The organism is Alteromonas sp. ISO5 (assembly GCF_058105165.1).
In genome coordinates, this window is record NZ_CM176572.1 from 2995024 (window position 1) to 3019684 (window position 24661).

A 24661-nucleotide genomic window follows, 5' to 3' on the forward strand; every position below is an offset into this window, starting at 1 on the left:
GTGCTTGTGATGCACAATGAGAGCTGACAGGAAGGCCGGAAAAAAGCCAGTATTATCAGATTGTGTAGTCAGGATTAAGTATCGATAAAACAGTATCGATTAGAATTTTCCTGCGTAACGGTTTGGTGATGTAGGCGTTCATGCCGGCTTGCAGGCATTCTTGTTTGTCATGCACCGAGGCGTTGGCAGTACACGCTACGATAGGGATATGTTTGTAGTGCTTGCCTGCCTTACCGGTTCGGATAGCATGGGTTGCAGCAAAGCCGTCCATTACCGGCATGCGACAATCCATCAGAATAAGGTCGATGTCATTATTGGCTTTCAGCAAATCAATAGCATGCTTGCCATCTTCAGCTGAAAGCACCGGGAAGCCAGCGTCCTGCAACATATAAAAAGCGACCTCCCGATTAATAGGGTTGTCCTCTACTATCATGATGCGGCCAGTTGGGAGCGCCAATTGGTGGGGCGGAATATAGGATAGCTCGGTTTCCTTTGAAACGGCTTTGGGTGAACCCTGCAACAAGGCGAATAGTTCATGCCGTAATACGGGCTTATTAAGGACATGCTGTTTATTGTCAGGTAGAAGTGTGGCGTTAATGGTAGTGTTACGATCAGCAAAGACAGCCTGATTAGCGGGTAATAACTCAACCCGGCGGGCATGTTTTTTACTACTTTTCCAGGCGCTAAATTCAGCCTGAAGTGCAGTATCAACAATCAGCCAGTCCATGTTAGGTGGTATCTTTTCGCAGAACTCAGTCAGCGAGTCGAGCGAGTCAATTAAGACAAAGCGAACTTTCCAGGCGGCTAATTGTTTACACAGCAAACGGGCCTGACTATGCAGTGAGCTCAACACAATAACGCCACCTACCTCCGGTAGTGCTTGCAGACGGGCCGGCGAAGACAGCGTTGCCGTTGCGGTAAACTGACTGCCTTCATTAAGTTTACTGGTAACCGTGACTTTGCCTTCCATCATATGAGTAAGGCGTTGCACAATGGATAGCCCGAGGCCGGTGCCACCAAAACGCCGGGTAGTAGATGAGTCGGCCTGACTAAACGGCTGAAACAAGACTTGTTGCTGGGCGTCCGTCATGCCTATTCCGGTATCTGCCACGGTCATTTCGAGCAAAATATGCTCGCTGTCCAGTGGAATACCGCGCAGGCTAAGGCGCACTTCCCCCTCGGCGGTAAATTTAATCGCATTAGACAGTAGATTGGTTAACACCTGCCCCAGGCGTACTTCATCGCCGGTAAGTCGGCTAAAGGGTAAATCACTCAAATCGACCTGGAGTTGTACAGGCTTCGTACTCAGGTGAGCTAATTGCTCCTCAATTATTCGCTGTACCAGTAGATCTATTTCGATAGGCGCGTAGTCCAGCTCCATTTTCTGCGCCTCGATTTTAGAAAAGTCGAGAATATCGTTAATAATGGTGAGCAATGCACTGGCACTCGTATGGGCAAGTTCAAGGCGACGTTGTTGTTGTTCATTACTGGCCTGCTGTAATGCCAACTGTAACATACCCATAATGCCGTTCATTGGAGTGCGGATCTCATGACTCATGGTGGCTAAAAACTCACTTTTAGCCTGGTTCGCCTGCTCCGCTTCATTTTTTGCCAGCTGCATGGCCAGCTCACTGGCCTTAACGTTGGTAATGTCGGTTGCAACACCCAGGATGAAGGATTGCCCGTGGGCATCCTCAAAGCGGATTTTCTTCGTCCACAAAGTACGTATTTCGCCATTGGGAAACTGGATCTGCTCTTCGTTTTCTGAACTGCCAGAGGCAAAGGCCAGGATATCCATTTGCAAAAACTGTGCGGCTTCATCCTTGTTATATTCCTCAACCGTTGTGTAGCCTATGATGTTATTCCGCTTCTCTGGGGGATAAAGGGAAATGAATTTATTATTGGCCATCACAATGCGGTAATCGGTGTCTTTAACAAATAAATACACCGGTAGGTGATCGAACATTAACTGCTGGAAACTGGCCTTTTCAGTCAGAGCAATCTCGAACCGCTTTTTCTCATTGATATCGGTATGGGTACCGGCCATCAAAACTGGCTCGTCTTTAGCGTTGTATTCGGTTACCTTACCGCGTTCGAGAAACCAGACCCACTCGCCGTTTTTATGTCGCATACGGCATTCGAAATCGTAGTATTCACTGTGGCCCTGCAGACAATCCTGCAGCAGTAATCTGGCTTTATCCCGGTCTTCAGGGTGCATGGCATTAAGAATGGTCTCTATCGTCAGCGGGCCCAGTTCGTTAAGCTCATAGCCGAGCATATTGGCCCAGCGGGCGTTGAGTTGCAGGCGTTGAGAGGGAATTTCCCATTCCCAGGTGCCGGCTCCGGTGGCTTCTACAATAAACCCAAGACGTTTTTTCTTGATTAGCCTGGCCTGCAAAATGCGTTGTCGGGTAATATGCTGGCACAAGGTAGTGAGTATATTCAGATAATGCTGCAAGCGATTAAACAGCGCTTCATCGGCAGTGGTGCCAGCCTTCAGCATCACGCAGAGGCTGAGTTCTATATTTAGTGGTTCACTGAACAAGGTAAGTGCTGCCAGCTCGTCGTGCTCTCCCAGTGCAAAGTCGAGAATGCCGGCGGGACAATGCCAGCGACTCTCGGCCCTGAATTGCCCCAGTAATGACTCGATAAACTCGGTGTCCAGGGAGTGTTCTGTGGTGAAATACAACTGGTTCCACAGCGAACGTGAATGACACAGCAGCATAGCGCCATCCAGGCAAAGGTGATCGGTGAGCGTGTGAAAGACAGGTGTAAGCTGGGCGGCTTCCTCTGCGGTCATGTCGCTGGTTAACAGTGAATAGTCATCGTCAACCAAATTACTGTCTATGGGAGTACTTAGCATATCATCGAAAAACGGTGTCTTTGAGCAAAGTATAGTGCAAAGTAGCGATCCACCAAGCCCTGTTGGTCATTATCGTTCTCTTAACCGACGAGTGATGAAGTCGGCCAGTGTCTTACTCACTACCGGATGCTGGGTAGACTGACTAAACAGGCATACGTTAATCCCTCCCAGCGCCGGCAGATTTTTATGTTTCAGCTCCATCAGGTTAGCCGGCATACTGGAGCGGGCCAGTGCGGTGATGCCTAAACCCTGTTGGATGGCCGCCACCAGGCCGGATAAATCGGCGTTGGTGTAACTTATTTTCCAGGCCGTAGTTTGTTGTTTAAGGTGTGTAATTATGCGACTGCGATAAATACAGCCATCGGGCGCCAGCACCAGAGCAATATTGGGGGTGAGCAGGGGGTGGGCTGGATCGCCAACCCAAACTACTTCATCTTCCAGAATCACATCACCGTTGGTAGCCTGCTCCGGATTAACCAGCGCCAGAATCATGTCGAAGTCATTCTGCCGCGATGGGTGAAGCAGCTCGCGGCTCAGTGCAGAAGTTACTTCCAGCGATACATCCGGGTAACGTTTAGAAAATTCTCCTATTAGCCCGGGCAGCAAAGTAGAGGCAAACTCGTTGGGGATCCCTAACCGCATACGTCCGCGTAAAGGGGTGGGATCCAGACTACGGAAAATACTGTCGTTAAGTTCCAGCAGCTCCTTGGCTTTAGGGTACAGCCAGTTGCCATCGGTACTCGGTAAGTGCCGTTGACCTACTTTAGTAAACAGCTTTTTACCCAACTGTTCTTCCAGCTTTTTTATCTGCAGACTGATAGCAGGTTGCGAACGTCCCAGCCACTGACCGGCTTTAGCATAGCCGCCTTGTTCAATGACACCAACGAAGGTGCGCAGGTTGTCGAGGGAAAGCTGCTTCATCATAAAGATTAGTAATTCTGATATTTAGGCTTATGTATATAAGTATTTTAAATGTATTGATAAGAATTTCCAATTTGTTGTGATTGCCAGGCCTCCCTATACTTTTATGCAGAATCTTCACAATGTCGGGTTAGCCACAATGAGCAGCGCAACTACACAACGCACCGCGTTATACAATAAACACCTTGAGTCAGGTGCCAAGATGGTCGATTTCCACGGCTGGGATATGCCGCTTCACTATGGATCGCAAATCGAAGAACACCATACTGTACGTCAGGCGGCGGGCATGTTTGACGTGTCGCACATGACCATTGTTGATGTTACTGGCAGCCAGGCTAAAGATTACCTACGTTATTTGCTGGCCAACGACGTGGATAAGCTCAAGGACAAAGGCAAAGCGCTATACAGCGGCATGCTGAACGAAGATGGCGGCGTGGTTGATGACCTGATTGTGTATTATTTTGATGCGACCAATTACCGCATGGTGGTGAACTCTGCGACCCGTGAAAAAGATATGAACTGGTTAATTAAGCAAACCGAAGGCTTTGATGTCACCGTTACAGAGCGTCCGGAATTTGCCATGATTGCCGTGCAGGGGCCGGAAGCAAAAGCCAAAGCTGCAGCCGTTTTCTCTAACGCTCAAAACGAGGCGGTTGAGGGAATGAAGCCTTTCTATGGTGTGCAGGCCGAAGATTTATTTATCGCGACTACCGGATACACCGGTGAAGCAGGTTACGAAGTTATGGTGCCGGTAGAAAAAGCACCTGAACTGTGGCAGAGCCTGCTTGAGGCTGGGGTTAAACCCAGCGGATTAGGAGCACGGGATACGCTGCGTTTGGAAGCAGGCATGAATTTATATGGCCAGGACATGGACGAGACCATTTCGCCTCTGGAAGCCAATATGGGCTGGACCGTTAGCTGGGAACCTGCCGAGCGTGATTTTGTTGGTCGTGCGGCGCTTGAAGCGCAGCGCGGGCAGGGCACTCGCAAACTGGTTGGCCTGGTAATGAAAGAAAAAGGCGTATTACGCGCCGGCCTGAATGTAAAAACAGCAGAAGGCGAAGCGGGCATTATTACGTCGGGTACCTTCTCACCAACCCTTGGACATGCCATCGCCATGGCGCGTATTCCTGCGACTAACAGCAGCACCGTAGAGGTGGAAATGCGTAAAAAGTGGGTTAAAGTAGAAGTGGTTAAGCCCAGTTTTGTCCGCAATGGAAAAAGTGTTTTATAACAAATTAACGAAGAGCAGGAATACACATGAGTACTATCCCAAATGATTTACGTTACGCGGCGTCACACGAATGGGTTCGCCCGGAAGGTGATGGAGTTTTTACCATTGGTATCACTGAACACGCGCAGGATTTATTAGGTGATATGGTATTTGTTGATTTACCGGATGTGGGTGATCAGGTGAATGCCGGTGACGATGTGGCTGTTGCAGAATCGGTTAAGGCCGCGTCAGACGTTTACACGCCTCTTACCGGTGAAGTGCTGGCGGTAAACGAAGAACTCGAAGACTCACCAGAACTGGTTAACTCAGACCCCTACGGTGACGGCTGGTTGTTTAAAATTAAGGCCGACGATGTGGCTGAAGTAGACGAGCTGCTCGACGCTGAAGGCTACGCCGCCAGTATCGAAGACGACGAATAAGTCTGACGTTACAACATTGATAATAAAGGGGCGATATTGGCCCCTTTGTTTATTCTTTTTACTCTATTGCAGATGCTTAACGAATTATGTCAAACGCTTCAATTTCACTGGCTCAGTTAGAGCAAAAAAATGCTTTCGTAAGTCGCCATGTAGGCCCTAGCGAAGATGAAATCCAGCAGATGCTGGAAAAAGTGGGCGCCAGCTCATTAGATGACCTGATTAACCAGACTGTGCCAAACAGCATTTGTCTGGATAAACCCATTGAAGTGGGCGAAGGTGCCACCGAAGTTGAAGCGCTGGCAGCCCTTAAAGCAACCGCCGCAAAGAATAAAATTAATCGCTCGTTTATCGGCATGGGCTATTACGATACGCATGTGCCGAATGTTATTTTACGTAACGTGCTGGAAAACCCGGGTTGGTATACCGCTTATACGCCGTATCAGCCGGAAATTGCCCAGGGTCGCTTAGAAGCAATCCTGAACTTCCAGCAACTGACTATCGATTTAACCGGCCTTGAGCTGGCTTCAGCCTCATTGCTAGACGAAGGTACCGCTGCGGCGGAAGCCATGGCGCTGGCCAAACGGGTCTCTAAAAACAAAAAAGCCAACCTGTTTTTTGTTGCCGACGATGTGCACCCGCAAACCCTTGACGTGGTAGAAACCCGCGCCGAAATGTTTGGCTTTGGTATTATTACCGGTCCTGCTGAGCAGGCAGCTGAACATGAAGTATTTGGTGCCTTATTGCAATATCCCGGCACCACCGGCGAAGTAAAAGACTTAACCGACATTATTGCAGCCGTACAAGCCAAAAAAGGCATTGTGGCGGTTGCCACCGACCTGATGAGCCTGGCGCTGCTGAAATCGCCCGGTGAACTGGGTGCAGATGTTGCCTTAGGCAGTGCACAACGTTTTGGTGTGCCCATGGGATACGGCGGTCCACACGCGGCCTTTTTTGCCACCCGTGATGCTTACAAGCGTTCATTACCAGGCCGTATCATTGGCGTAAGTAAAGACACCCGTGGTCGTCAGGCACTGCGTATGGCGCTGCAAACCCGCGAGCAACACATTCGCCGCGAAAAAGCCAACTCCAACATTTGTACTGCCCAGGTATTACTGGCCAACATGGCCTCGTTCTACGCGGTTTATCATGGCCCTGAAGGCATTAAAACCATTGCCAGCCGTATTCACCGCTTTGCCGATATTCTGGCCGCCGGTTTAGCCAAGAAAGGTCTGGCGCTTAAGCATTGCACCTATTTTGATACACTCACCGTGCTGGTAGATAACAAAGAAAGTGTGATTGAGAAAGCGCTGACGCTGGGCCTCAATCTGCGTACCGACCTGGAAGGCGCGGTGGGTATTGCTTTAGATGAAACCACTACCCGCGACGACATGCTGAACCTGTTCAGCGCATTAGTTGGTGAAGAGCATGGCTTAAACATTGACGATCTCGATGCTCAGGTAACCACGCAGGGCAGCCAGTCTATTCCGAGCGACCTGGTACGTACCAGTGACTACCTCACGCACGACGTGTTTAACAGCTATCACTCAGAAACCGAGATGTTACGCTACATTAAGAGCCTGGAAGATAAAGACTTAGCGCTTAATCATTCGATGATTTCTTTGGGCTCGTGCACCATGAAGCTGAATGCCACGGCAGAGATGATTCCGGTGACCTGGCCTGAGTTTGGTCAGTTGCACCCGTTTGCGCCGCTTGAGCAGGCTGCTGGTTATCAGGAAATGATCAGCGAACTCAGTGACTGGTTGATCAGCATTACCGGTTACGACGCCCTGTCTATGCAGCCAAACTCCGGTGCCCAGGGGGAGTACGCAGGCTTGCTGGCCATTCAGCGCTATCATGAAAGCCGTGGTGAAGGTCATCGTAATGTGTGCCTGATCCCAAGTTCAGCTCATGGTACTAACCCTGCGTCAGCGCAAATGGTGAGCCTGAAAGTGGTAGTGGTTGCCTGTGATAAAAACGGAAATGTGGATCTGGCCGATCTTCGTACCAAAGCTGAGGAAGTGGGTGATAACCTGTCTTGCGCCATGATCACTTATCCATCAACCCACGGTGTATACGAAGAAACCGTGCGCGAGATCTGCGATATCGTGCACGAACATGGTGGCCAGGTATATATGGATGGCGCCAACATGAATGCTCAGGTAGGTATTACCGCCCCGGGCTTTATTGGCTCTGACGTATCGCATTTAAACCTGCATAAAACCTTCTGTATTCCCCACGGCGGCGGTGGCCCGGGTATGGGACCTATTGGTGTTAAAGCGCACCTGGCGCCATTCCTGTCTAATCACAGCGTGGTGAATATCGATGGTGCGGGTAAAGACTGCGGTGCAGTTTCAGCCGCGCCCTGGGGGAGTGCTTCTATCCTGCCAATCAGCTACATGTACATCAAGATGATGGGCAGCGAAGGCTTACGTAAAGCCACCGAGGTGGCCATTTTGAACGCCAACTATGTAGCGCGTTCACTGGAAGGCCATTATCCGGTGCTATACAAAGGTCGTAATGGACACGTAGCACACGAATGTATTATCGATCTACGCCCGTTAAAAGAAGCCTCAGGCGTGACCGAACTGGATATTGCCAAACGCTTAAATGACTATGGTTTCCACGCGCCAACCATGAGCTTCCCGGTAGCGGGCACGCTGATGATTGAGCCGACCGAGTCAGAGTCTAAATTTGAGCTGGACCGTTTTGTTGAAGCCATGGTGAGCATTCGCAGCGAAATCGCCAAAGTTGAAAGTGGTGAGTGGGATGCCATTGACAACCCACTGCATAATGCACCGCATACGTTAGCTGATATTTGCGATAACGACTGGAACCGCAGCTACGACCGCACTACTGCGGCGTATCCGGTGGCAACTGTTGCGCGCAACAAATTCTGGCCGAGCGTAAACCGTATCGACGACGTATACGGCGACCGCAACCTCATGTGTAGCTGCCCCCCACTTGAAAGTTATATTGAAGAGTGATTAGTTGATAACTGGTAATGAAGTCTGTTACAGGTAATTAAGATTGTGACAATCTAGTTAGTTGAACTCAAAAAAGGCGAACCAGAAATGGTTCGCCTTTTTGTTAACTCGTTTTATGCCCCAAAATTATTTACTGCTTGTTCAAAATACTTTCTATTTGTTGAAATTTACTTTCTTCAAATGCGTCAAAACTTTTTCTTATTTTTTCTGATTCTTCTTCATCATAATATTCTACAATTTTACTAGGAACGCCATAATCACTTGCTAGTCTCGCTTTGTCAGATGTTGCGTTGTACTCTAACTTTAGCAATAAGCGGTCTAATCCAACTATATCGTCCATAGGCTTGTTTTGTGATTTGGATAAAAAGAATTTGTACATAACATTAAATACACCAAGATATTTAACTAATTGATATTTTAATGTATTAAATACAAATCTTGATGACTCTTGAATTGCTTTGTCAGTAGTAAAGTAATTACCTTTGTTATCTTTTCGGCTTAAATTGTACTTAATACTGCCTGCAAAGCCATCAGAAAGATATGCAGATAAAGAATACACCAACGTGGGGTAACTATTTCCAGCGTTAGTTCCATTTCTTAAAATCGATTCGTTGTTAATTAAAAAGGCTAGTGTTTTATTGCTCACAATAGGTTTTACAACACTCAAAACAACCTTAAATCCATTGTAATCAATTGTTAGATTACGAGTAATTGAAGAGATAAGTAATCTAATTTGGTGAAGACTTACAGGGGTTAATGATGAAATTTGATCATAAACTCTTATTTTATCTGAGTGAGATATAACTTTGTACATAGACATGATTTCATCTGGTATACCACGTATATTCTGCTGCCTAATTACTTCTCGGCGTTTTAATATATCTTCCTGACTTAAGAATGACTCGTCAGTTATGAAATAATCGATTTCATCTTTATTAGAGTCGGGGTCAAAGTTTTTATGCTTAATTTCACTATCAGAACCTTCAAGAATATCTTTAAATTTCTTGTCAAGAATTATTACTCTGCCGCTAAAATGATGCAAAAATCGTCCTGCACGGCCTGCGATATTTTTGGCATCAAAGGTTTTTAAGTCTTTATTTCCTTTTGTTGAGTTAACAACAAGTAGATTTTTAGCCGAGGTATTTACACCTTCCGTTATTGTAGTTGTTGATATTAGTACATCTAAGTGACCATCATTAAAGAAGTTTATTATTTCTTTTTGAATGTACTTTGGCACTAACCCGTGGTGAATTCCTACTTTATTTTGCAGTGCATTTATTACCACCCAATCATTGTATTTATAATGACTAAGAAGGTGACTGATAAAGCTTTGAAGATTAGGATTTAATTCGTCATTCTCTATTGTAGAAAGGCTTATCACGTCTTTTGCATATGACTCTGCTTTCCCAGGCCCTTTTGTGTATAAAATTAAGTTTTCTTTTATTGAACGAACATCATCAACAATTTTGGAAATCCTAGAGCCGATACTCTTCTGGCTATACCCCTTTAAATCAATCGTCAATTCATCATCGAATTTCAAAGTTGCATTTCTTACTATCAAACTACTTTTACTTACGATTTCGTACTTATTGTAGTCGATAATTTTAAACTTATTGCTATTAAGGAAAGTGTTAAAGGATTGATTTAGTTGACTATCATTTTTATCTGGGAAGTCGATATAAGGCCCGACTAAAAGAATATCTTGGCTTTTATCCAAAATGCTTTTAAGTGCAACTCTATATGCAGTATCTCTTTCATTTTCTTTACTGGTTGTGTCGATAACAAATTCATTATCGATTTTGTAAATTTCGTCAACAAAGACAAAATCAATATTAATTTCAGGGTGTCTATCAATAAAAGATAAATATCTTTCTGGCGTGAAAATGAAAATGTTTTTTTCTGAAAATTCATCGACATCACTCAAGGTATGTATATCAAAGCCATTATAAAAATATCGAAAATTGTCATCCGTAAACAGCCTTTCGTAATTTTCAGATAACAGCGCGATTGTTGGAAATATTAGAACAATATTGTCGTATGATAACTTTTTTATGATTTCATATATCAGGAAAGTTTTTCCAAATGAAGTAGTAGCAGATAGAAAATATCTATTTTGTTCAGTTGTTCGAAATTGGTTTAGCACCTGCTTTTGAAATTTATGAATCTTGATTTTTTCATCAATGTGTAAAGTGCTTTCATAAAGCATCGATGAAACCGTGTTTAAATCATAGTGCTCAAAGTCTTCAGCCGAATTAAATTTTGATAGTAATAAATCGTAGTAGTGAGGGATTCCTGCAACATTAGATATGTATTTCAAAAACTTAAGATCTGAAGCTGATAATTCCAGCCCTTTAACTTTATCAAAGTAGTCACATACTTTTTTAATAAAGTCGTAATCATTTATAGAATCAGACAGGAATAAATTTAAATCTTTTACTATAGAAGTGGCTGCTTCGACTCTATCCATGAAATAACATCCTCTTTAATTTTTTTGACTTCGCTTACAGGAACTAAAATAAAAAATAGTTCAAAATCCACTGATAAATTATATTGCTTTTCAGAATAGCGTTCGTTGATATGAGCGATTGTATTTTTAATTTTAGTTTCGAAGTCATCGCTATTGTCTGGGTAAACGAGTAAAACAGGGTAAATCAGCTTCATGTCATACTTTTTAACCTCTTCAATAATATTAATCGAAGGGTTGTTAGTCCACTCATGAAGAATTGCTTCAATTTTTGAATCTTTAACCGAAAAGTTATTTCTATGGTTTACCATAGCCAAGATGTTATCTCGCAAGTAACTATCAGAAAATGCTTTATCTAATCCTTCAATGGCTGACTTCGCACAACTGGCAAGCGTGGCTCTAAATTTGACCTCTCCAAACCAAAGTTCTAAGTTCCCCTCGTCATCTATCATATGGTACGAATCATATCCTTTAGTTTCTGAATTCTCTAATGGGTTGTAAAAGTAACCTCTAGAAATGATAGGGTTGGCGTGATAAAAATTAGTTAAAATTGCGTAGAGTAAAACTTCACCATAAAAGCCATATTTAATTTTTATATCTTGTTTCTGCCAATCTTTATATTTAATTTTTGTTTGAAGAGCGACTGCAAGTAAATCATTGTAATCTTTGTCTGTAAGTTCAAATTCGTTAAATGAATATTCGATGATTGAGTTGTATATAATTTGGGCGAGTTTATTTTCACAGGTACATTGAAATGCGTCATCTCCCCAAGTACTAATATTGACACCTTTAACTCCTGATTCTGAACATGGGAGTTGGTCCCGAATTCAGATAATAAGTGCACCACTCATGGTTAAAGGGTGACAGACGACCAACTGCCTGTTGGTGGTATTCTAAAGTCGCCAAACAATTAGAGTATTACCATGAGTTACAAGCAGTTGATCGAGGGACAACGATACCAGATCGAAGCCTACTTACGCGAGGGTTTCAGTTATCGGGAGATTGGAAAGCGTCTGAGTGTAAGTCACAGCACCATTAGTCGTGAAGTTAAGCGCAATCGAATTCGAGATAGCCATTACCTACCGGAAGTCGCTCAGGCCAAGGCATTAAAACGGCGTTGTCAGGCCGCAAAGTACAGGATATCTGAACTGACGATTACCTTTGTTGAGTTCGGGCTTAACGAAAAGTGGAGCCCTGAGCAGATTACTGGTGTAGGTAAAATCATCGGTCATCACGTCAGTCACGAATGGATTTATGGCTACGTCCAGCGTGATAAATTACGCGGCGGTAAATTGTATAAACAGCTACGTCAGAGCCACCGAAGATACCGTAATGGTAGCCGCGCGAAGCGTGTGATTATCCCGAATCGCGTTGGGATAGAGCAACGTCCAGCTATCGTGGACAAGAAAAAACGCTTCGGTGACTGGGAAGCTGACACAGTTCTGGGGAAGCAAGGTACTGGCGCAATTGTCAGCCTGGTAGAGCGTAAAAGTAAGCTGTATCTGATACGCAAAGTGCCAGCGAAAAGTGCAGCCGATGTGGCCCGTGCCATGGTTGGCATGTTGTGGAAATATCGCAGTCATGTCCGAACTATCACGGCGGACAACGGCAGCGAATTCTGTGACCACGAGCTGGTCGCAGAGAAGCTTAAAACGGATATTTACTTCGCGAACCCTTATTCATCCTGGGAACGCGGACTGAATGAAAACTTTAACGGTTTGCTTCGCCAATACATACGTAAAGGCACCGATTTGCGGACAGTAACGGACAAGCAAATTACTGAGATTGAACGGGCATTAAATGCCAGGCCGAGAAAGTGTCTCGGCTTCAGGCAACCTGTTGCGGTATTCAATGAATTACGCCAGGCTGCCTAATTTAGCGAGTGGTGCACTTCGGAGTTGAATTCGCGGTATTCCCATATGAGAGTTTTTTCTAGTAGGCTTTTGAGTGCTTTTCTCAAATATACATTCCTATTTCTTGTTGTTTTTAGGTTGTTCCATATCTGTAATAGGAACTAAGTTGTCGTTTTCAATAAGATAGTATAAAAAACATTCGATAATTACCAGTAACCAACCATCTCTCCTTGGCATTGGCGTAGTTTCAAGCTTTAAACTTACGGTAATCGTTGATGAAGCCTGAAGAAATCCAGTAAAAAAGGTTATTCGGATACAGATGAGTTTTTTCAAAGATAAAAAATCTCAAACAAACTGCTCGCGAATTCAACTCCGAAGTGCACCACTCGCTAAATTAGGCAGCCTTGCGTAATTCATTGAATATCGCGACAGGTTGCCTGAAGCCGAGACACTTTCTCGGCCTGGCATTTAATGCCCGTTCAATCTCAGCAATTTGTTTGTCCGTTACTGTCCGCAAATCGGTGCCTTTACGTATGTATTGGCGAAGCAAACCGTTAAAGTTTTCATTCAGTCCGCTTTCCCAGGATGAATAAGGGTTCGCGAAGTAAATATCCGTTTTAAGCTTCTCTGCGACCAGCTCGTGGTCACAGAATTCGCTGCCGTTGTCCGCCGTGATAGTTCGGACATGACTGCGATATTTCCACAACATGCCAACCATGGCACAGGCCACATCGGCTGCACTTTTCGCTGGCACTTTGCGTATCAGATACAGCTTACTTTTACGCTCTACCAGGCTAACAATCGCGCCCGTTCCTTGCTTGCCTAAAACCGTGTCAGCTTCCCAGTCACCGAACCGCTTCTTCTTGTTCACGATAGCGGGACGATGCTCTATGCCAACACGATTTGGGATAATTACACGCTTCGCGCGGCTACCTTTACGGTATCTTCGGTGGCTCTGGCGTAGCTGTTTATACAATTTACCGCCGCGTAATTTATCACGCTGAACGTAGCCATAAATCCATTCGTGACTGACGTGATGACCGATGATTTTACCTACACCAGTAATCTGCTCAGGGCTCCACTTTTCGTTAAGCCCGAACTCAACAAAGGTAATCGTCAGTTCAGATATCCTGTACTTTGCGGCCTGACAACGCCGTTTTAATGCCTTGGCCTGAGCGACTTCCGGTAGGTAATGGCTATCTCGAATTCGATTACGTTTAACTTCTCTACTAATGGTGCTGTGAATCGACCAGACTTCTCTAGACACTTTCCATCCGTTCTGGTTTAAATGTTGAGAGAAAAGCGCGACCCATATAGAAATGGGTAGCGCTTTAAACATATGCAAATACAGACTTAAACAAGGTGTTCAGTTCATCAAAATTGGCGTCTCGTTCAGTGACGCTAGTGGCATAAGACTCGTGACGTTTAAATTCTGATTCGATGAAATCGTTTATCACAGGTACTGCACTTGCGTATTCCTTTTCAAGGCTCACTTTCTTTCGAGCCAAAAGGTCAGTTATCGCCTCATCCAACAATGAGTTATCTGCAACCAATTTACGTAATACGTCAAACTCTATGGGGGCCGGTTTGTCATAACGCTCCAACCACATGATGGCGAGCAATGGTCGTAACACATAAAAGTACTTTTTTAGCGGTACGACGTCCTTTTTTAAGAACTCACGATAGTTGCCTTTGGCCATATGCAGGTAGTGGTATATACCTTTATATGATGATGCTATACGCGGCATCATTTCTCGGGCTTGTGCAGCAAAGTGCCCATCATCAACATACACGATAGGGGACTGAAGCCATTCGATAAAAGCCGGGTTGGATTTCCAAAACAGCTTAAGGGCCTTTTTGATATCCCAACCATTGATATCGATTTCATCTACTATCGGGTATTCGATGACATCGCGCTTATCTTCCACATTCACAGTTAAATACCAGTCTTTAGGATGCGCATAGATAAATCGCACATCGTAGTCACTGTTGGGGCTGGCAAATCCCCAGGCGCGACTGCCTGATTCAACGGCGTAAAGTATTTTTACATTGTGTTCCTGCTCTGCTGCGGTTATACGCCTCAGTATTTCTGCTCTTATTTCCGGCTCTATCGCGTCCGGTGCGTGTTTGTTTTCCATGTTGTATTACTCCAATAATTTATCTATCTAAAGTGATTTTCCAACACACCTCATTGTGCCTTTTCATTGTTATATTTATATCCACAAACTGCCGGATGACCTCAATATTGGTGGTCGTATGCAACGTTGGTTTTGTGGTGGTATAACTCCCACTGCCGGCCAACACCATTGGAATGAGTAGTTGGTCTGCCAGTTGCTCCTCCACTGCCGCTTGCGAATGAATAAACTTTCTCACGCGGCCAGCACATCGTTTGGCGACCCGTTCTCCGGAAACTCCCAGTTCGCCGACCACTTCAAATAGGCTTGTGTGCGTTTTACTGTCAATTTTCAACTGAAAGCTATTACCAGGCCCGAGTGAATCTACCTCTGTGACTGCGCCTTTTGAAGCGTTCCAGTTCAATATGGCTCTTGCTGTTTCTATCTCTCGTTCGCCAATCGAAGGCGGTAACTGACTGACCAAAGCATCTAGCCGGCAGTTTTCTGGTGCTACAGCAAAGTTGCTAGCAGCTTCTGTTAGTTCAATCCGACTCAAGTCTTTGGCTGGGTTGATAGTGATTTTCCACTTGCCGCCACCTGCGGGATAAAACCCCAGAGCTGACCTTTCAACCTGACATCCTATTCCCATCTTCTGTAACAGCGGCAAATAGGATTGCTCCAGAAAGCACAGTGATGGTGACATGCCATTATGTGTGCCACCTTCAAAGGTCACACTTGAACTGGCATTGGCCAATGCCAGTATTGGTAAAATGGTCTGGCAGACCAGTACAGTGCTACCCGCCGTTCCTATTGAGAAATGGTAATCACCCGGTACAACCTCACAGGGTGTAAACCGTATTCGCCCAGCACCTAGCTCCACACCCTCTGTGGTCGCGCCGCATATCGCTTGCGCGGCCAGTACTGAGGTGAGGTGTTGACGCAATAACCCTGACTTTTTGCGTTTGGCACGTATGTTTACTATTTCAATAGGTTGCTTAGTGAGGACGGACATGGTTAAGGCTGTCCTTAACACCTGTCCGCCGCCTTCACCTTGCGCACCATCAAGTTGTAAGTACGTCATTGTTTACCCCTTTACACACACAACTTGCTTTAAGGTGTAAACCACTTCAACCAGGTCTTTCTGGGCTTCCATGACTTTATCAATATCCTTATAAGCATGTGGGATCTCATCAATCACTGACTCATCCTTACGGCATTCCACGCCCTGAGTCGCTTCAATCTGATCTTTTATGTTATAGATCTTTTTCGCCTGCGTCCGTGACATGACTCGCCCGGCGCCATGGCTACAACTGTTGAAACTTTCAGGGTTTCCCAGGCCTCTTACGATGAAGGAACGCGCTCCCATGCTGCCAGGAATGATCCCCATTTCACCTTTCTCTGCCCGTACAGCACCTTTACGTGTCACAAAGCAGTTTTTGCCAAAATGCCGCTCACGGGAAATATAGTTATGGTGGCAGTTCACAGCGAGTTCTGCCGTTGAAAATGCCGTGGGGATCTGTTTTCTCAATGCGGCAATGGCATTAATCATCATGATCTCACGGTTTTTCGCGGCATAGTCTTGTGCCCATTCCACCGCTTCAACATAGTCATCAAAATACTCACTGCCTTCTTCCAGGTATGCCAAATCTCTATCAGGCAGATTTATCTGATGACGCTCCATTTCCTTTTTAGCCAGCTCTATAAAATAGGTACCAATACGATTACCCACGCCGCGACTGCCTGAATGCAGCATGATCCATACTGCGTTGTTTTCATCTAAACACAGTTCAAGAAAGTGGTTGCCTGTTCCCATCGTACCTAAATGGTTTACGTGGTTACTCTTTCTGATTTCCGGGTGCTTTTCACATATGCGTTCAAACCGGGCCTCCAGTTTCTTCCACTCAGCGGCGACCACATCCGGAATGTTATGCCAGGCGCCTTTATCCCGTGAGCCTCTGGCTCTTGCGCTTCTCCCGTGTGGAATAGCGGCTTCAAAGGCGCTTCTGATACCCGACAAGTTATCTGGCAACTGGCTGGCGGATAGGGTGGTTTTTGTAGCCACCATACCGCATCCGATATCTACACCCACTGCCGCAGGGATGACCGCATCAACAGAGGGGATTACACTGCCTATCGTTGCGCCTTTGCCCATATGTACGTCGGGCATAACGGCAATATGGGAGTGAACCAATGGCATGCTGGCGATGTTATTTAACTGTTCTTGAGCCTTGTCTTCAAACGGGACACCCTTGGTCCACGCCTTAATTGTTGCTCTTCCTTCGCTTTCAATAACGTTGTAGTTGCTACACATTATTTACTCCTTAACTTCTTTTTTGTTTTGTTCGTTTTATCGTTGCGAGATTTCAATGGCGGACTGCGACATCTTTTTCGTCGCAGTCCTTCCCGCTTCCTGTTTTTTACTATGTGGTTCTCTATGCTATTTTCACCACGCCATTCATTAGGCCTTCCAGGCCTCCATACACCGTCAGGTTGCCTATTTTGTCCGACACTTTTTCAAGCGCTTCGAGCTCTTTCAACCGCATCAGGGTAGGGTTGTTTTCCATCACCTTGGCGGTGTTGTGCAAACTTCTGGTAGCCGAAGTTTCTTCTCGCCGTTTAATCACATTGGCTTCTGCGGCTTTTTGCGCTTCAACTACCTGATTCAGGATGGCTTTCATTTCGCCAGGCAAAATGATGTCCTTCACGCCTACATTTATCAGCGATATGCCTATGTCGTTAAGTTGCCCTGAGACTAACTCTTTCACCGTTTCGTTTACGTACAACTTATCCAGTAGGATATCGTCTAGTGCTTTAGTACCTACGGCCTCTCTTAGCGCGAGCTGCAAGGTTTTGTAGACATAGTCATCCACCTTATCAACGCTGCGGGCGGCAAGCTCTGGGTCCAGCACTTTGATGTTCGCACTCAGGTTTATTCTGAGACTCACTCTGTCCTTACTCAGGATTTCCTGTCCGGATATCTCCAGCATCTGAGTTTTGCAATCAAACGCCTTCACTTCAATCGTGTGATTGAACTGCCAAAAAGCATGTTGACCGGGTTCCAGTCTACGAATGAACTTTCCATCCACATACAACAGACCAACATGTTCTTTTGCTACCGCTACATCAGCAATTGGCTTAACGGCAACAGTTCGGCTACTTCTAATCAACCTTGAAGCACTATTGGCTCCTGCCCGGTTAATCAGGAAAAGCAGTTTTTCGTCGACGGTCAGGTTGTCGTCTATCGAGAGCGTTTCCAACCTCAATTCGCCAGCATCTTTCCAGAGGTAGATATGTTCACTTGGGGCAACAATACCTTGTAGCAAATCATCTACGTATAGCAATCCGACTTCGTTGCTCGACAACTTCCAGTGTGAAATATGGTTACGCAAGGTTTCACTATTTCGATAAAGTCTGTCGGCATTTTTTTCAGAAAAATACAGATCATTGATGTCAAATGTTATAAATTCGAGTTCATTTTTGAGATCCCACATTTTGTGCTTTCCTGGCAGCAGGATGTCAGTCAACTGCTGATTTTTAAACATCAACATTCTTTGGTTTTCAGCGACTGTCACTGTTTTTCTCATTAGGTTATTTTTCAACATCATTAATTTCCTTTTATCATTCCATCCACTTTTCCAACGTCTTGTCGCTAAGTGGTGTTAGCAAGGGTTAATTGCTTCACTGACAAGGGCACCGGAGCGTTGAATAGCAGGGAGCATCCGGCTTGCTGCTAGTCGTTTCTCTTTAGCGCTCGTCAGTCATTGGCAAAAACGACTCACTAACGTACTTTTACAATGTGTTTTTAGGGTGGGACTTGAACCCACAACAATCGAAGTAAATGTTCGATGCTCTACCAATTTGAGCTACCTGTATTTAAGGAAGGATTCGAACCTTCGCCAACGGGTGTTACGCCGTTGCTCTATCCGCTTGAGCTACTTAAATAGTATTAAGATGGGAATCGAACCCATGACCGACGAATATCAATTCGCTGCTCTTCCAACTGAGCTACTTAATAGGTTGTTTGATTAGGCATACGCAGTCACAGAGTTCAGCGCACCAGTGTGATGTTTTGAATCACAACCGTTTAATCAGACACTTTCTGTATATCAATCGATGTGCCAATCTTGGTTTTATTTTTCATTTTTATCATAACCTATTGTTTTTAAATGGTTATGTTTGAGTCCTTGTTGGCATGAATGTATTCTCATAATTTGACTTGAAGTAAAAATAATAATTAAATGGATATCTAATTATCTATATGGATATATTTTAATGAAGCGTACCGTGGTGGTAAGCCTGATTGGCACACAATTGGATTATGTTGGAAAGCGAGTGGATCGCTGGGGAAAATGGCGGCCTAATGTCAGCTTATGTAGTCAGGATGATTTGATAGTTAGTCAATTGCACATGCTGCATGACAACCACAGTACCCGATTAGCGAATAACGTTGCGGTTGATATTGAAAGTGTTTCGCCGGAAACCAACGTGGTTTTACACAATGTGAATTTTAACGATCCGTGGGATTTCGAAGAAGTATATTCAAAGCTTTACGACTGGTGTCACCAACAAGTCTTCGACACCGATCACAATGACTACCTTTTCCATATTACAACGGGTACGCACGTCGTTCAGATTTGCAGTTTCTTGCTGACAGAAAGCGGCCATTTCCCGGGCCGATTAATACAAACCTCACCGGATAGAAGAAACAAAAATAAAGCCATAGGTAAGACTCAAATCATTGATTTGGACTTGTCCAAGTATGACCAACTCGCCACACGTTTTGATCGGGAGCATTTAGAAGGTAAAGAATTTCTTAAAGGCGGTATTAAAACCAAGAACACTGCTTTTAACGGTTTAATTACCCAAATTGAAAAGGTTGCTATTCGCTCGAGCGATCCCATTTTGCTTACTGGGCCAACGGGAGCCGGTAAGAGTCAACTGGCGACACGTGTGTTTCAGTTAAAGAAGAAACGGGTCATGCTTAAAGGTGATTTCGTTTCGGTAAACTGTGCCACACTGAAAGGTGAAAATGCCATGGCAGCGTTATTTGGCCATACTAAGGGGGCATTTACCGGGGCACAAAAAGAGCGCAGTGGCTATTTGATGACAGCTAACAAAGGCGTGTTATTCCTCGATGAAATTGGCGAGTTGGGGCTAGAAGAGCAAGCCATGCTACTTCACGCTATCGAAAATAAAACTTTTCACCCAGTAGGAAGCGATCAAACCGTCAGCAGTAACTTTCAATTGATTGCCGGGACCAATAAAGACCTCAAATTCGAAGTCGAACATGGCCAATTTCGGGAAGATCTGCTGGCAAGGATAAACTTGTGGACTTATGAGCTACCGGCGTTGAAAGATCGGCGAGAAGATATACCGGCAAATATTGATTATGAATTAACTCTGTATGAACAAAAAACAGGTCAGCGGATTCAGTTTAACAAAGAGGCACGGGACACTTTTGAGCAATTCGCGACATCAGCAACGGCCATTTGGTCAGGTAACTTTCGAGATTTGAGCTCCGCGATTACTAGGTTATGCACCCTAGCTGATTCTTCACGGATCTCAGTTGACGATGTTAAGAATGAGATTGAACGGCTCAGGCAAGCCTGGCAATCATCCGGTCAGTCAGTCTCAATAATACAAAAATACGTTTCAAAAACAGATATTGACCAGATGGATCTGTTCGATGTGCATCAACTCAACTATGTGTTACAGGTTTGCAGCCAACACCGGACTATGGCCTCAGCCGGTAGGGAACTGTTTAACGTCAGTCGTACCAAAAAGGCGCAAACTAACGATTCAACAAGGCTACAAAAGTACCTGCAAAAGTTTGGATTGAGTTGGTCGCAGATAATGGAACGATGAATTATTGTTTGCTATTTTTGTGTGTTGGAATGATGAAGCAGAGCGCTAAGCAATGTTTTACCCTGGTCAAAAGTTCTTTCAGCGCTGTCAGACGGTGGAATTCTGCGTTCACAATTTTAATTGTTGTTCTCCATTAGTTGATAACGACAATTGAAGTTGGAAACTAACTAAGTATAGAAGGCGAACCTGATGGTTCGCCTTTTTTTAACTTATTTCAGCCCCTTTCTAAGTTAGAGTATTGGCTCTCTCACGTTTTGATAACCAGAGCTTTCTATACATAAGTAATATCAAATACCATTGATAACTGAACATGATTATTGATCATTGCGTAGTGAATAATTATGCAATCGTATTGTTTATTATTGACTTAGGGAAATGGGATGTAGATTATGTATTTAAGCAAATTGAATAAAACCAGGATTAGCTAAAAAGGTGCCCGGGTTCCATCGCTTCATCACCAAGATTGTACCATTGCTACATACAGTGAATGCGGAACATTGTTTCCAGTGGATACGGGCGGCGACCATTGTCCAACTTACGGTAAAAAGGTTCAATCACGTCCAGCAGTTGAGACAACAGCAGCAGGTTGTCCATCCGGGATAAGAAAATCTCCTCACGAGTCTGGCGGCGCTTGCTGGAAAACTCACTATCGACAAAAGTTAACTGTTGGTTCATTGGTAGCCGTGGTGGTGCCCTAAAGCCGATATTTGTCTTTCAAAATCTTACAGGAAATGCTACTTTCGCGCTGGTTTTGGGTACTGTACAAACAGATGAAATATAACCTGCCGGAACTTTCCATAATGGAGCATTTTCAAAGATTACATAATGGATGCATAGCAACTCTCAGGGATTGAATTATGAAGAATACTCTTTCTGTCATTGTGATCACGAAAAACGAAGAAGATCGCATTTCACGTTGTTTAAACTCAGTAAAAAGTATTGCCGATGAAATAATTGTTTTTGACAGCGGTAGCACCGACAAAACCGTTGAAATAGTTAAACAATTCACTGATAAAGTTTTTATTACGGATTGGCAAGGCTATGGAATCCAAAAGCAAAGAGCGCTGGATAAGGCAAGGTGCGACTGGGTTTTATCTCTCGATGCAGATGAGGAAGTGGATTCAAAACTTGCTCGAGAAATAACAAAACTCTTAAATCAAGATTCTATTGAGCACAATGCTTATAAGATGAGATGGAAAAACATCATCTTCGGTAAACCAACTCGGTTTGGTAGAACTGCGAGAGCGTGTACTCGCTTGTTCAGAAGGAAGGGTTCTAGATTTGATGAGGCCATTGTTCATGAAAAGGTACTTTTCGAAGGTGAAACTGGTGTTATTAAAAAAGGCTTTTTAAATCATTACTCTATACGAGACTTTGAGCATCTTCTTTATAAAAATCGACTCTACGCAGTATTAATGGCTGAAAAGAAATTCGCCAAAGGCCAAAAGAGTCATGGGCTATTGTTAGCGGCTCTGAGAGGGTTACTCAACTTCATACAAATATACGTATTCAGGCTTGGCTTTTTAGATGGCAGCAGAGGACTTTTGTATGCTGTTATTTATGCACAATATACTTTTAACAAGTACGCAGGCTTGTGGTCTCTTGAGCAGCAGAGTAAACACTAGCCAGTAGTAGAATTGTTATGTTAATTGGCGAGTCTGTTGACTACAATGAGCAACTAACTGAATGAGCGTGGTTACCAAAGGTTACTTACGTGTATAGGTTGAGTTGAGGGCATGGAATGATGTTGGTTAACTAGTTGTTCATATCTCGTTTAAGAAGGCAAACCTATTGGTTCGCCTTTTTTAACTCTTTCTTCCCTGTCATGAGTAACTAATGACTCTGTATCTAAACACGTGTTTAAACGTCAATCCCCAATAGGTTGCTGAGGCACAATTCCGTGCAAAGATGCAACACTGGCCCTGACTCGTTTCAAACTATTTTCCGCCTTATCACCCAATAACATTGCAACCTTGTGTACTAAGCAATCAATTACAAATAATTGTGAGAATCTCATTGGGTTAGGCTGATTATGAGCTACTCCAGACTGAGATAATTCGACATTCAGACAGACATTAATGATGCGCGCAAGAGGGCTGTTATTATCAGTAATAGCAACGGTGGAGGCACCGTTGTAATCCGCCAGCTCAGCGCTGTCAAGCAATGAACTCGGACGTCCTGTAGACGACACAAATAATGCACAGTCTTTTTCACCCAGGGTAGCAGCAGACATACGTTGTAAATAGCTGTCAATATAAGCTGTACAGGTGATATTGAGTCGAAATAAACGGTTTTGAATTTCATTAGCTAGTATAGCGGAGCTGCCACCGGTACCATAAATGAATACTCGATTCGCTTTAGCAAGAATTTCTGCCGCACTTTCAAGGTCATCCAGTGATAGTTTCTGAGCGGTAAATTCAAGCTCGGTAGTCGTAGCGTTATAAATATGGTCAAGATACGAACCTGATTGTTTTCGTGGTCTAGAACCATCTTCGGAGTCTTTGAACGCTTGCACAATAGCAAGGTGTTGTGAAAGCAATATTTTAAGATCTTTAAAACCTTCACAGCCGAAATTTCGACCAAACCTTACCACTGTGGCTTCACTGACATCTGTAATCGCTGAGACCTCTTTTATACTGGTGTTGGCAAACCGTTGTGGTTCGTCCAGTAAAAACTTGGCAATTTTTTTGTCGGACTTACTCAAGCCGGTGTACACCTCGCGCACGAGTGCTAGTAAATCACTGGCGTTGGTATTATTTGCTTGTGTTTTCATTTTGCTCTCTTCAGCCTCTGATATGATCCTTACCAAGACCTTATAAAGGCTAGCATTAACGGTAGATAGTGTCATTGAATTTCATTTGAAATTCAATCGCAATCGCACGTATAGCTAATCGCCGATAGGTTGCTGGGGTACGATTCCGTGTAATGGGGCAACACTGCAGCGCACACGCTTGAGTATAATGTCTGACTTTTCCCCCAGTTGTCGAGCTGCTTCGTTAGACAAAGCATCTACCATTGCGAGTTGCGCAAAGCGCATTGGGTTGGGGTGCCCATGTGCAACGCCATTTTGATTAAGTGGAACATTAAGACAAATATCAACAACCTTGCCTAGTGCGCTGGTATCATTGGTGATGGCTATACTCGTGGCCCCGTAGTAGTGACAAAGGTCGGCACTTTCTACTAAGCAACGTGGCAGGCCTGTGGACGAGACAAATAAGGCGATATCGCATTCGGATAACGTTGCCGCAGACATCCGTTGTTGGTAGCTGTCAGTGTACACGGTGCAGGGAATATTCAGTCTAAATAGCCGGTTCTGAGCTTCTTGTGCCATCATTGCTGAACTTCCACCCACACCGAAAATCAATACACGACGGGCTTTGACCAAGTGTCTAACTGCTAGGACGATACGCTCTGGAGGGCAGTGTTTCCCGCACATTGTAATGGTCTCAATGGCCGACCGGAAAATACTCTCAATCCAACCGTTGCCAAATTGAGGAGGTTTGACTCCGGCGTCCTCTCTTACGCGGGCTACGGCTAGTTGTTGCGTTAGCTTTATTTTTACGTCTTTGAACCCTTCAAATCCCATCTTACTGCCAAACCGGATCACGCTGGCTTCACTAACTTTGGCTGAATCTGCGACGTCTTTGACACTCGCGTTAACAACAAACTCCGGGTTTAAAATGAATAAGCGGGCAATACGTTGCCCGGCATAGCTCAAATTCCTGACGTTAGCTTTAATTTTCGCGATGATATCGCCATTTGGATTTGTTGACATAATTAATAAATCTAAGTTTCATATTTTAACAATATCATACTTTTATGAAATTATGCTTCTTTATTTTGAGGTTTGATGTCAGACTATGGGATGAGAGGTTATGAAATATAGAAGAAAATTTTTGAAATGATTGTGCTCGATGCATAGGAAATTAATACATGTATGTATT

At 44.5% G+C, this 24661-nt stretch carries 16 protein-coding genes, 2 tRNA genes and 2 pseudogenes; 6 read left to right on the forward strand and 14 right to left on the reverse strand.

Translation table 11 applies throughout. The features are described from left to right. Positions 1–55: 55 nt before the first annotated feature. Both AC2T0J_RS13470 and AC2T0J_RS13475 read right to left on the reverse strand, forming a co-directional pair. Entirely contained in the window at positions 56–2863 is a 2808-nt protein-coding gene (locus tag AC2T0J_RS13470; protein WP_489806321.1) for a hybrid sensor histidine kinase/response regulator, read from the reverse strand. A gap of 69 nt (positions 2864–2932) precedes the next feature. Beyond that, positions 2933–3784: a LysR family transcriptional regulator gene (locus AC2T0J_RS13475; protein WP_489810339.1), complete on the reverse strand. Its 852-nt coding sequence runs from the start codon at positions 3782–3784 to the stop codon at positions 2933–2935. Between the two features lie 139 nt (positions 3785–3923). On the opposite strand from AC2T0J_RS13475, the gene gcvT reads away from it, so the two are divergent. From gcvT to gcvP, 3 genes are all read left to right on the forward strand, one after another. Then, positions 3924–5018, forward strand: a complete 1095-nt coding sequence (gene gcvT / locus AC2T0J_RS13480) for a glycine cleavage system aminomethyltransferase GcvT (RefSeq protein WP_489806322.1) — start codon at positions 3924–3926, stop codon at positions 5016–5018. A gap of 26 nt (positions 5019–5044) precedes the next feature. Continuing rightward, positions 5045–5437 (forward strand): glycine cleavage system protein GcvH, encoded by a 393-nt coding sequence (gcvH, locus tag AC2T0J_RS13485; RefSeq protein ID WP_489806323.1) that lies wholly within the window; start codon positions 5045–5047, stop codon positions 5435–5437. An 86-nt stretch (positions 5438–5523) separates the two neighbouring features. Next, on the forward strand, positions 5524–8421 hold the full coding sequence (gcvP, locus tag AC2T0J_RS13490) for an aminomethyl-transferring glycine dehydrogenase (protein WP_489806324.1): 2898 nt from the start codon (positions 5524–5526) through the stop codon (positions 8419–8421). Between the two features lie 130 nt (positions 8422–8551). Here gcvP and AC2T0J_RS13495 read toward each other — a convergent pair whose 3' ends face one another. Beyond that, the gene (locus tag AC2T0J_RS13495) at positions 8552–10888 is read right to left on the reverse strand and encodes a helicase-related protein (RefSeq protein ID WP_489806325.1); all 2337 of its coding nucleotides are present in this window, start codon (positions 10886–10888) and stop codon (positions 8552–8554) included. Continuing rightward, positions 10858–11712, reverse strand: coding sequence for a HamA C-terminal domain-containing protein (locus AC2T0J_RS13500; RefSeq protein ID WP_489810340.1), 855 nt, complete (start codon positions 11710–11712; stop codon positions 10858–10860). Before AC2T0J_RS13500 ends, AC2T0J_RS13495 begins: the two co-directional genes overlap by 31 nt. 96 nt (positions 11713–11808) lie before the next feature. Between AC2T0J_RS13500 and AC2T0J_RS13505 the strand changes: the two genes are divergently transcribed. Then, positions 11809–12759 (forward strand): IS30 family transposase, encoded by a 951-nt coding sequence (locus AC2T0J_RS13505; protein ID WP_489806326.1) that lies wholly within the window; start codon positions 11809–11811, stop codon positions 12757–12759. A 373-nt stretch (positions 12760–13132) separates the two neighbouring features. On the opposite strand, the pseudogene AC2T0J_RS13510 reads toward AC2T0J_RS13505, so the two are convergent. The 7 genes and pseudogenes from AC2T0J_RS13510 to AC2T0J_RS13540 form a co-directional block, all read right to left on the reverse strand. Next, positions 13133–13981, reverse strand: a pseudogene (locus AC2T0J_RS13510) (IS30 family transposase); the annotation flags it as partial. Positions 13982–14069: 88 nt separating this feature from the next. Next, the gene (locus tag AC2T0J_RS13515) at positions 14070–14876 is read right to left on the reverse strand and encodes a nucleotidyltransferase domain-containing protein (protein WP_489806327.1); all 807 of its coding nucleotides are present in this window, start codon (positions 14874–14876) and stop codon (positions 14070–14072) included. A 19-nt stretch (positions 14877–14895) separates the two neighbouring features. Continuing rightward, positions 14896–15933: an RNA 3'-terminal phosphate cyclase gene (rtcA, locus tag AC2T0J_RS13520; protein ID WP_489806328.1), complete on the reverse strand. Its 1038-nt coding sequence runs from the start codon at positions 15931–15933 to the stop codon at positions 14896–14898. Between the two features lie 3 nt (positions 15934–15936). Further along, a complete protein-coding gene (locus AC2T0J_RS13525; protein WP_489806329.1) occupies positions 15937–17163 on the reverse strand; it encodes an RtcB family protein in 1227 nt (408 codons plus the stop codon). Positions 17164–17284: 121 nt separating this feature from the next. Then, complete coding sequence (locus tag AC2T0J_RS13530) at positions 17285–18394, reverse strand: slipin family protein (RefSeq protein ID WP_489806330.1); 1110 nt, start codon at positions 18392–18394, stop codon at positions 17285–17287. A gap of 328 nt (positions 18395–18722) precedes the next feature. Then, a tRNA-OTHER gene (locus tag AC2T0J_RS13535) sits at positions 18723–18794 on the reverse strand. Between the two features lies 1 nt (position 18795). Next, a tRNA-OTHER gene (locus AC2T0J_RS13540) sits at positions 18796–18867 on the reverse strand. A gap of 272 nt (positions 18868–19139) precedes the next feature. Here AC2T0J_RS13540 and rtcR point away from each other — a divergent pair. After that, entirely contained in the window at positions 19140–20717 is a 1578-nt protein-coding gene (rtcR, locus tag AC2T0J_RS13545; protein WP_489806331.1) for an RNA repair transcriptional activator RtcR, read from the forward strand. Positions 20718–21194: 477 nt separating this feature from the next. On the opposite strand, the pseudogene AC2T0J_RS13550 reads toward rtcR, so the two are convergent. After that, a pseudogene (locus tag AC2T0J_RS13550) lies at positions 21195–21392 on the reverse strand (transposase); the annotation flags it as partial. Between the two features lie 182 nt (positions 21393–21574). Between AC2T0J_RS13550 and AC2T0J_RS13555 the strand changes: the two are divergent. After that, positions 21575–22342 (forward strand): glycosyltransferase family 2 protein, encoded by a 768-nt coding sequence (locus AC2T0J_RS13555; RefSeq protein WP_489806332.1) that lies wholly within the window; start codon positions 21575–21577, stop codon positions 22340–22342. A 242-nt stretch (positions 22343–22584) separates the two neighbouring features. Here AC2T0J_RS13555 and AC2T0J_RS13560 read toward each other — a convergent pair whose 3' ends face one another. Next, entirely contained in the window at positions 22585–23490 is a 906-nt protein-coding gene (locus AC2T0J_RS13560; protein WP_489806333.1) for a MurR/RpiR family transcriptional regulator, read from the reverse strand. A gap of 114 nt (positions 23491–23604) precedes the next feature. Then, positions 23605–24492, reverse strand: a complete 888-nt coding sequence (locus AC2T0J_RS13565; RefSeq protein WP_489806334.1) for a MurR/RpiR family transcriptional regulator — start codon at positions 24490–24492, stop codon at positions 23605–23607. Between the last annotated feature and the right edge of the window lie 169 nt (positions 24493–24661).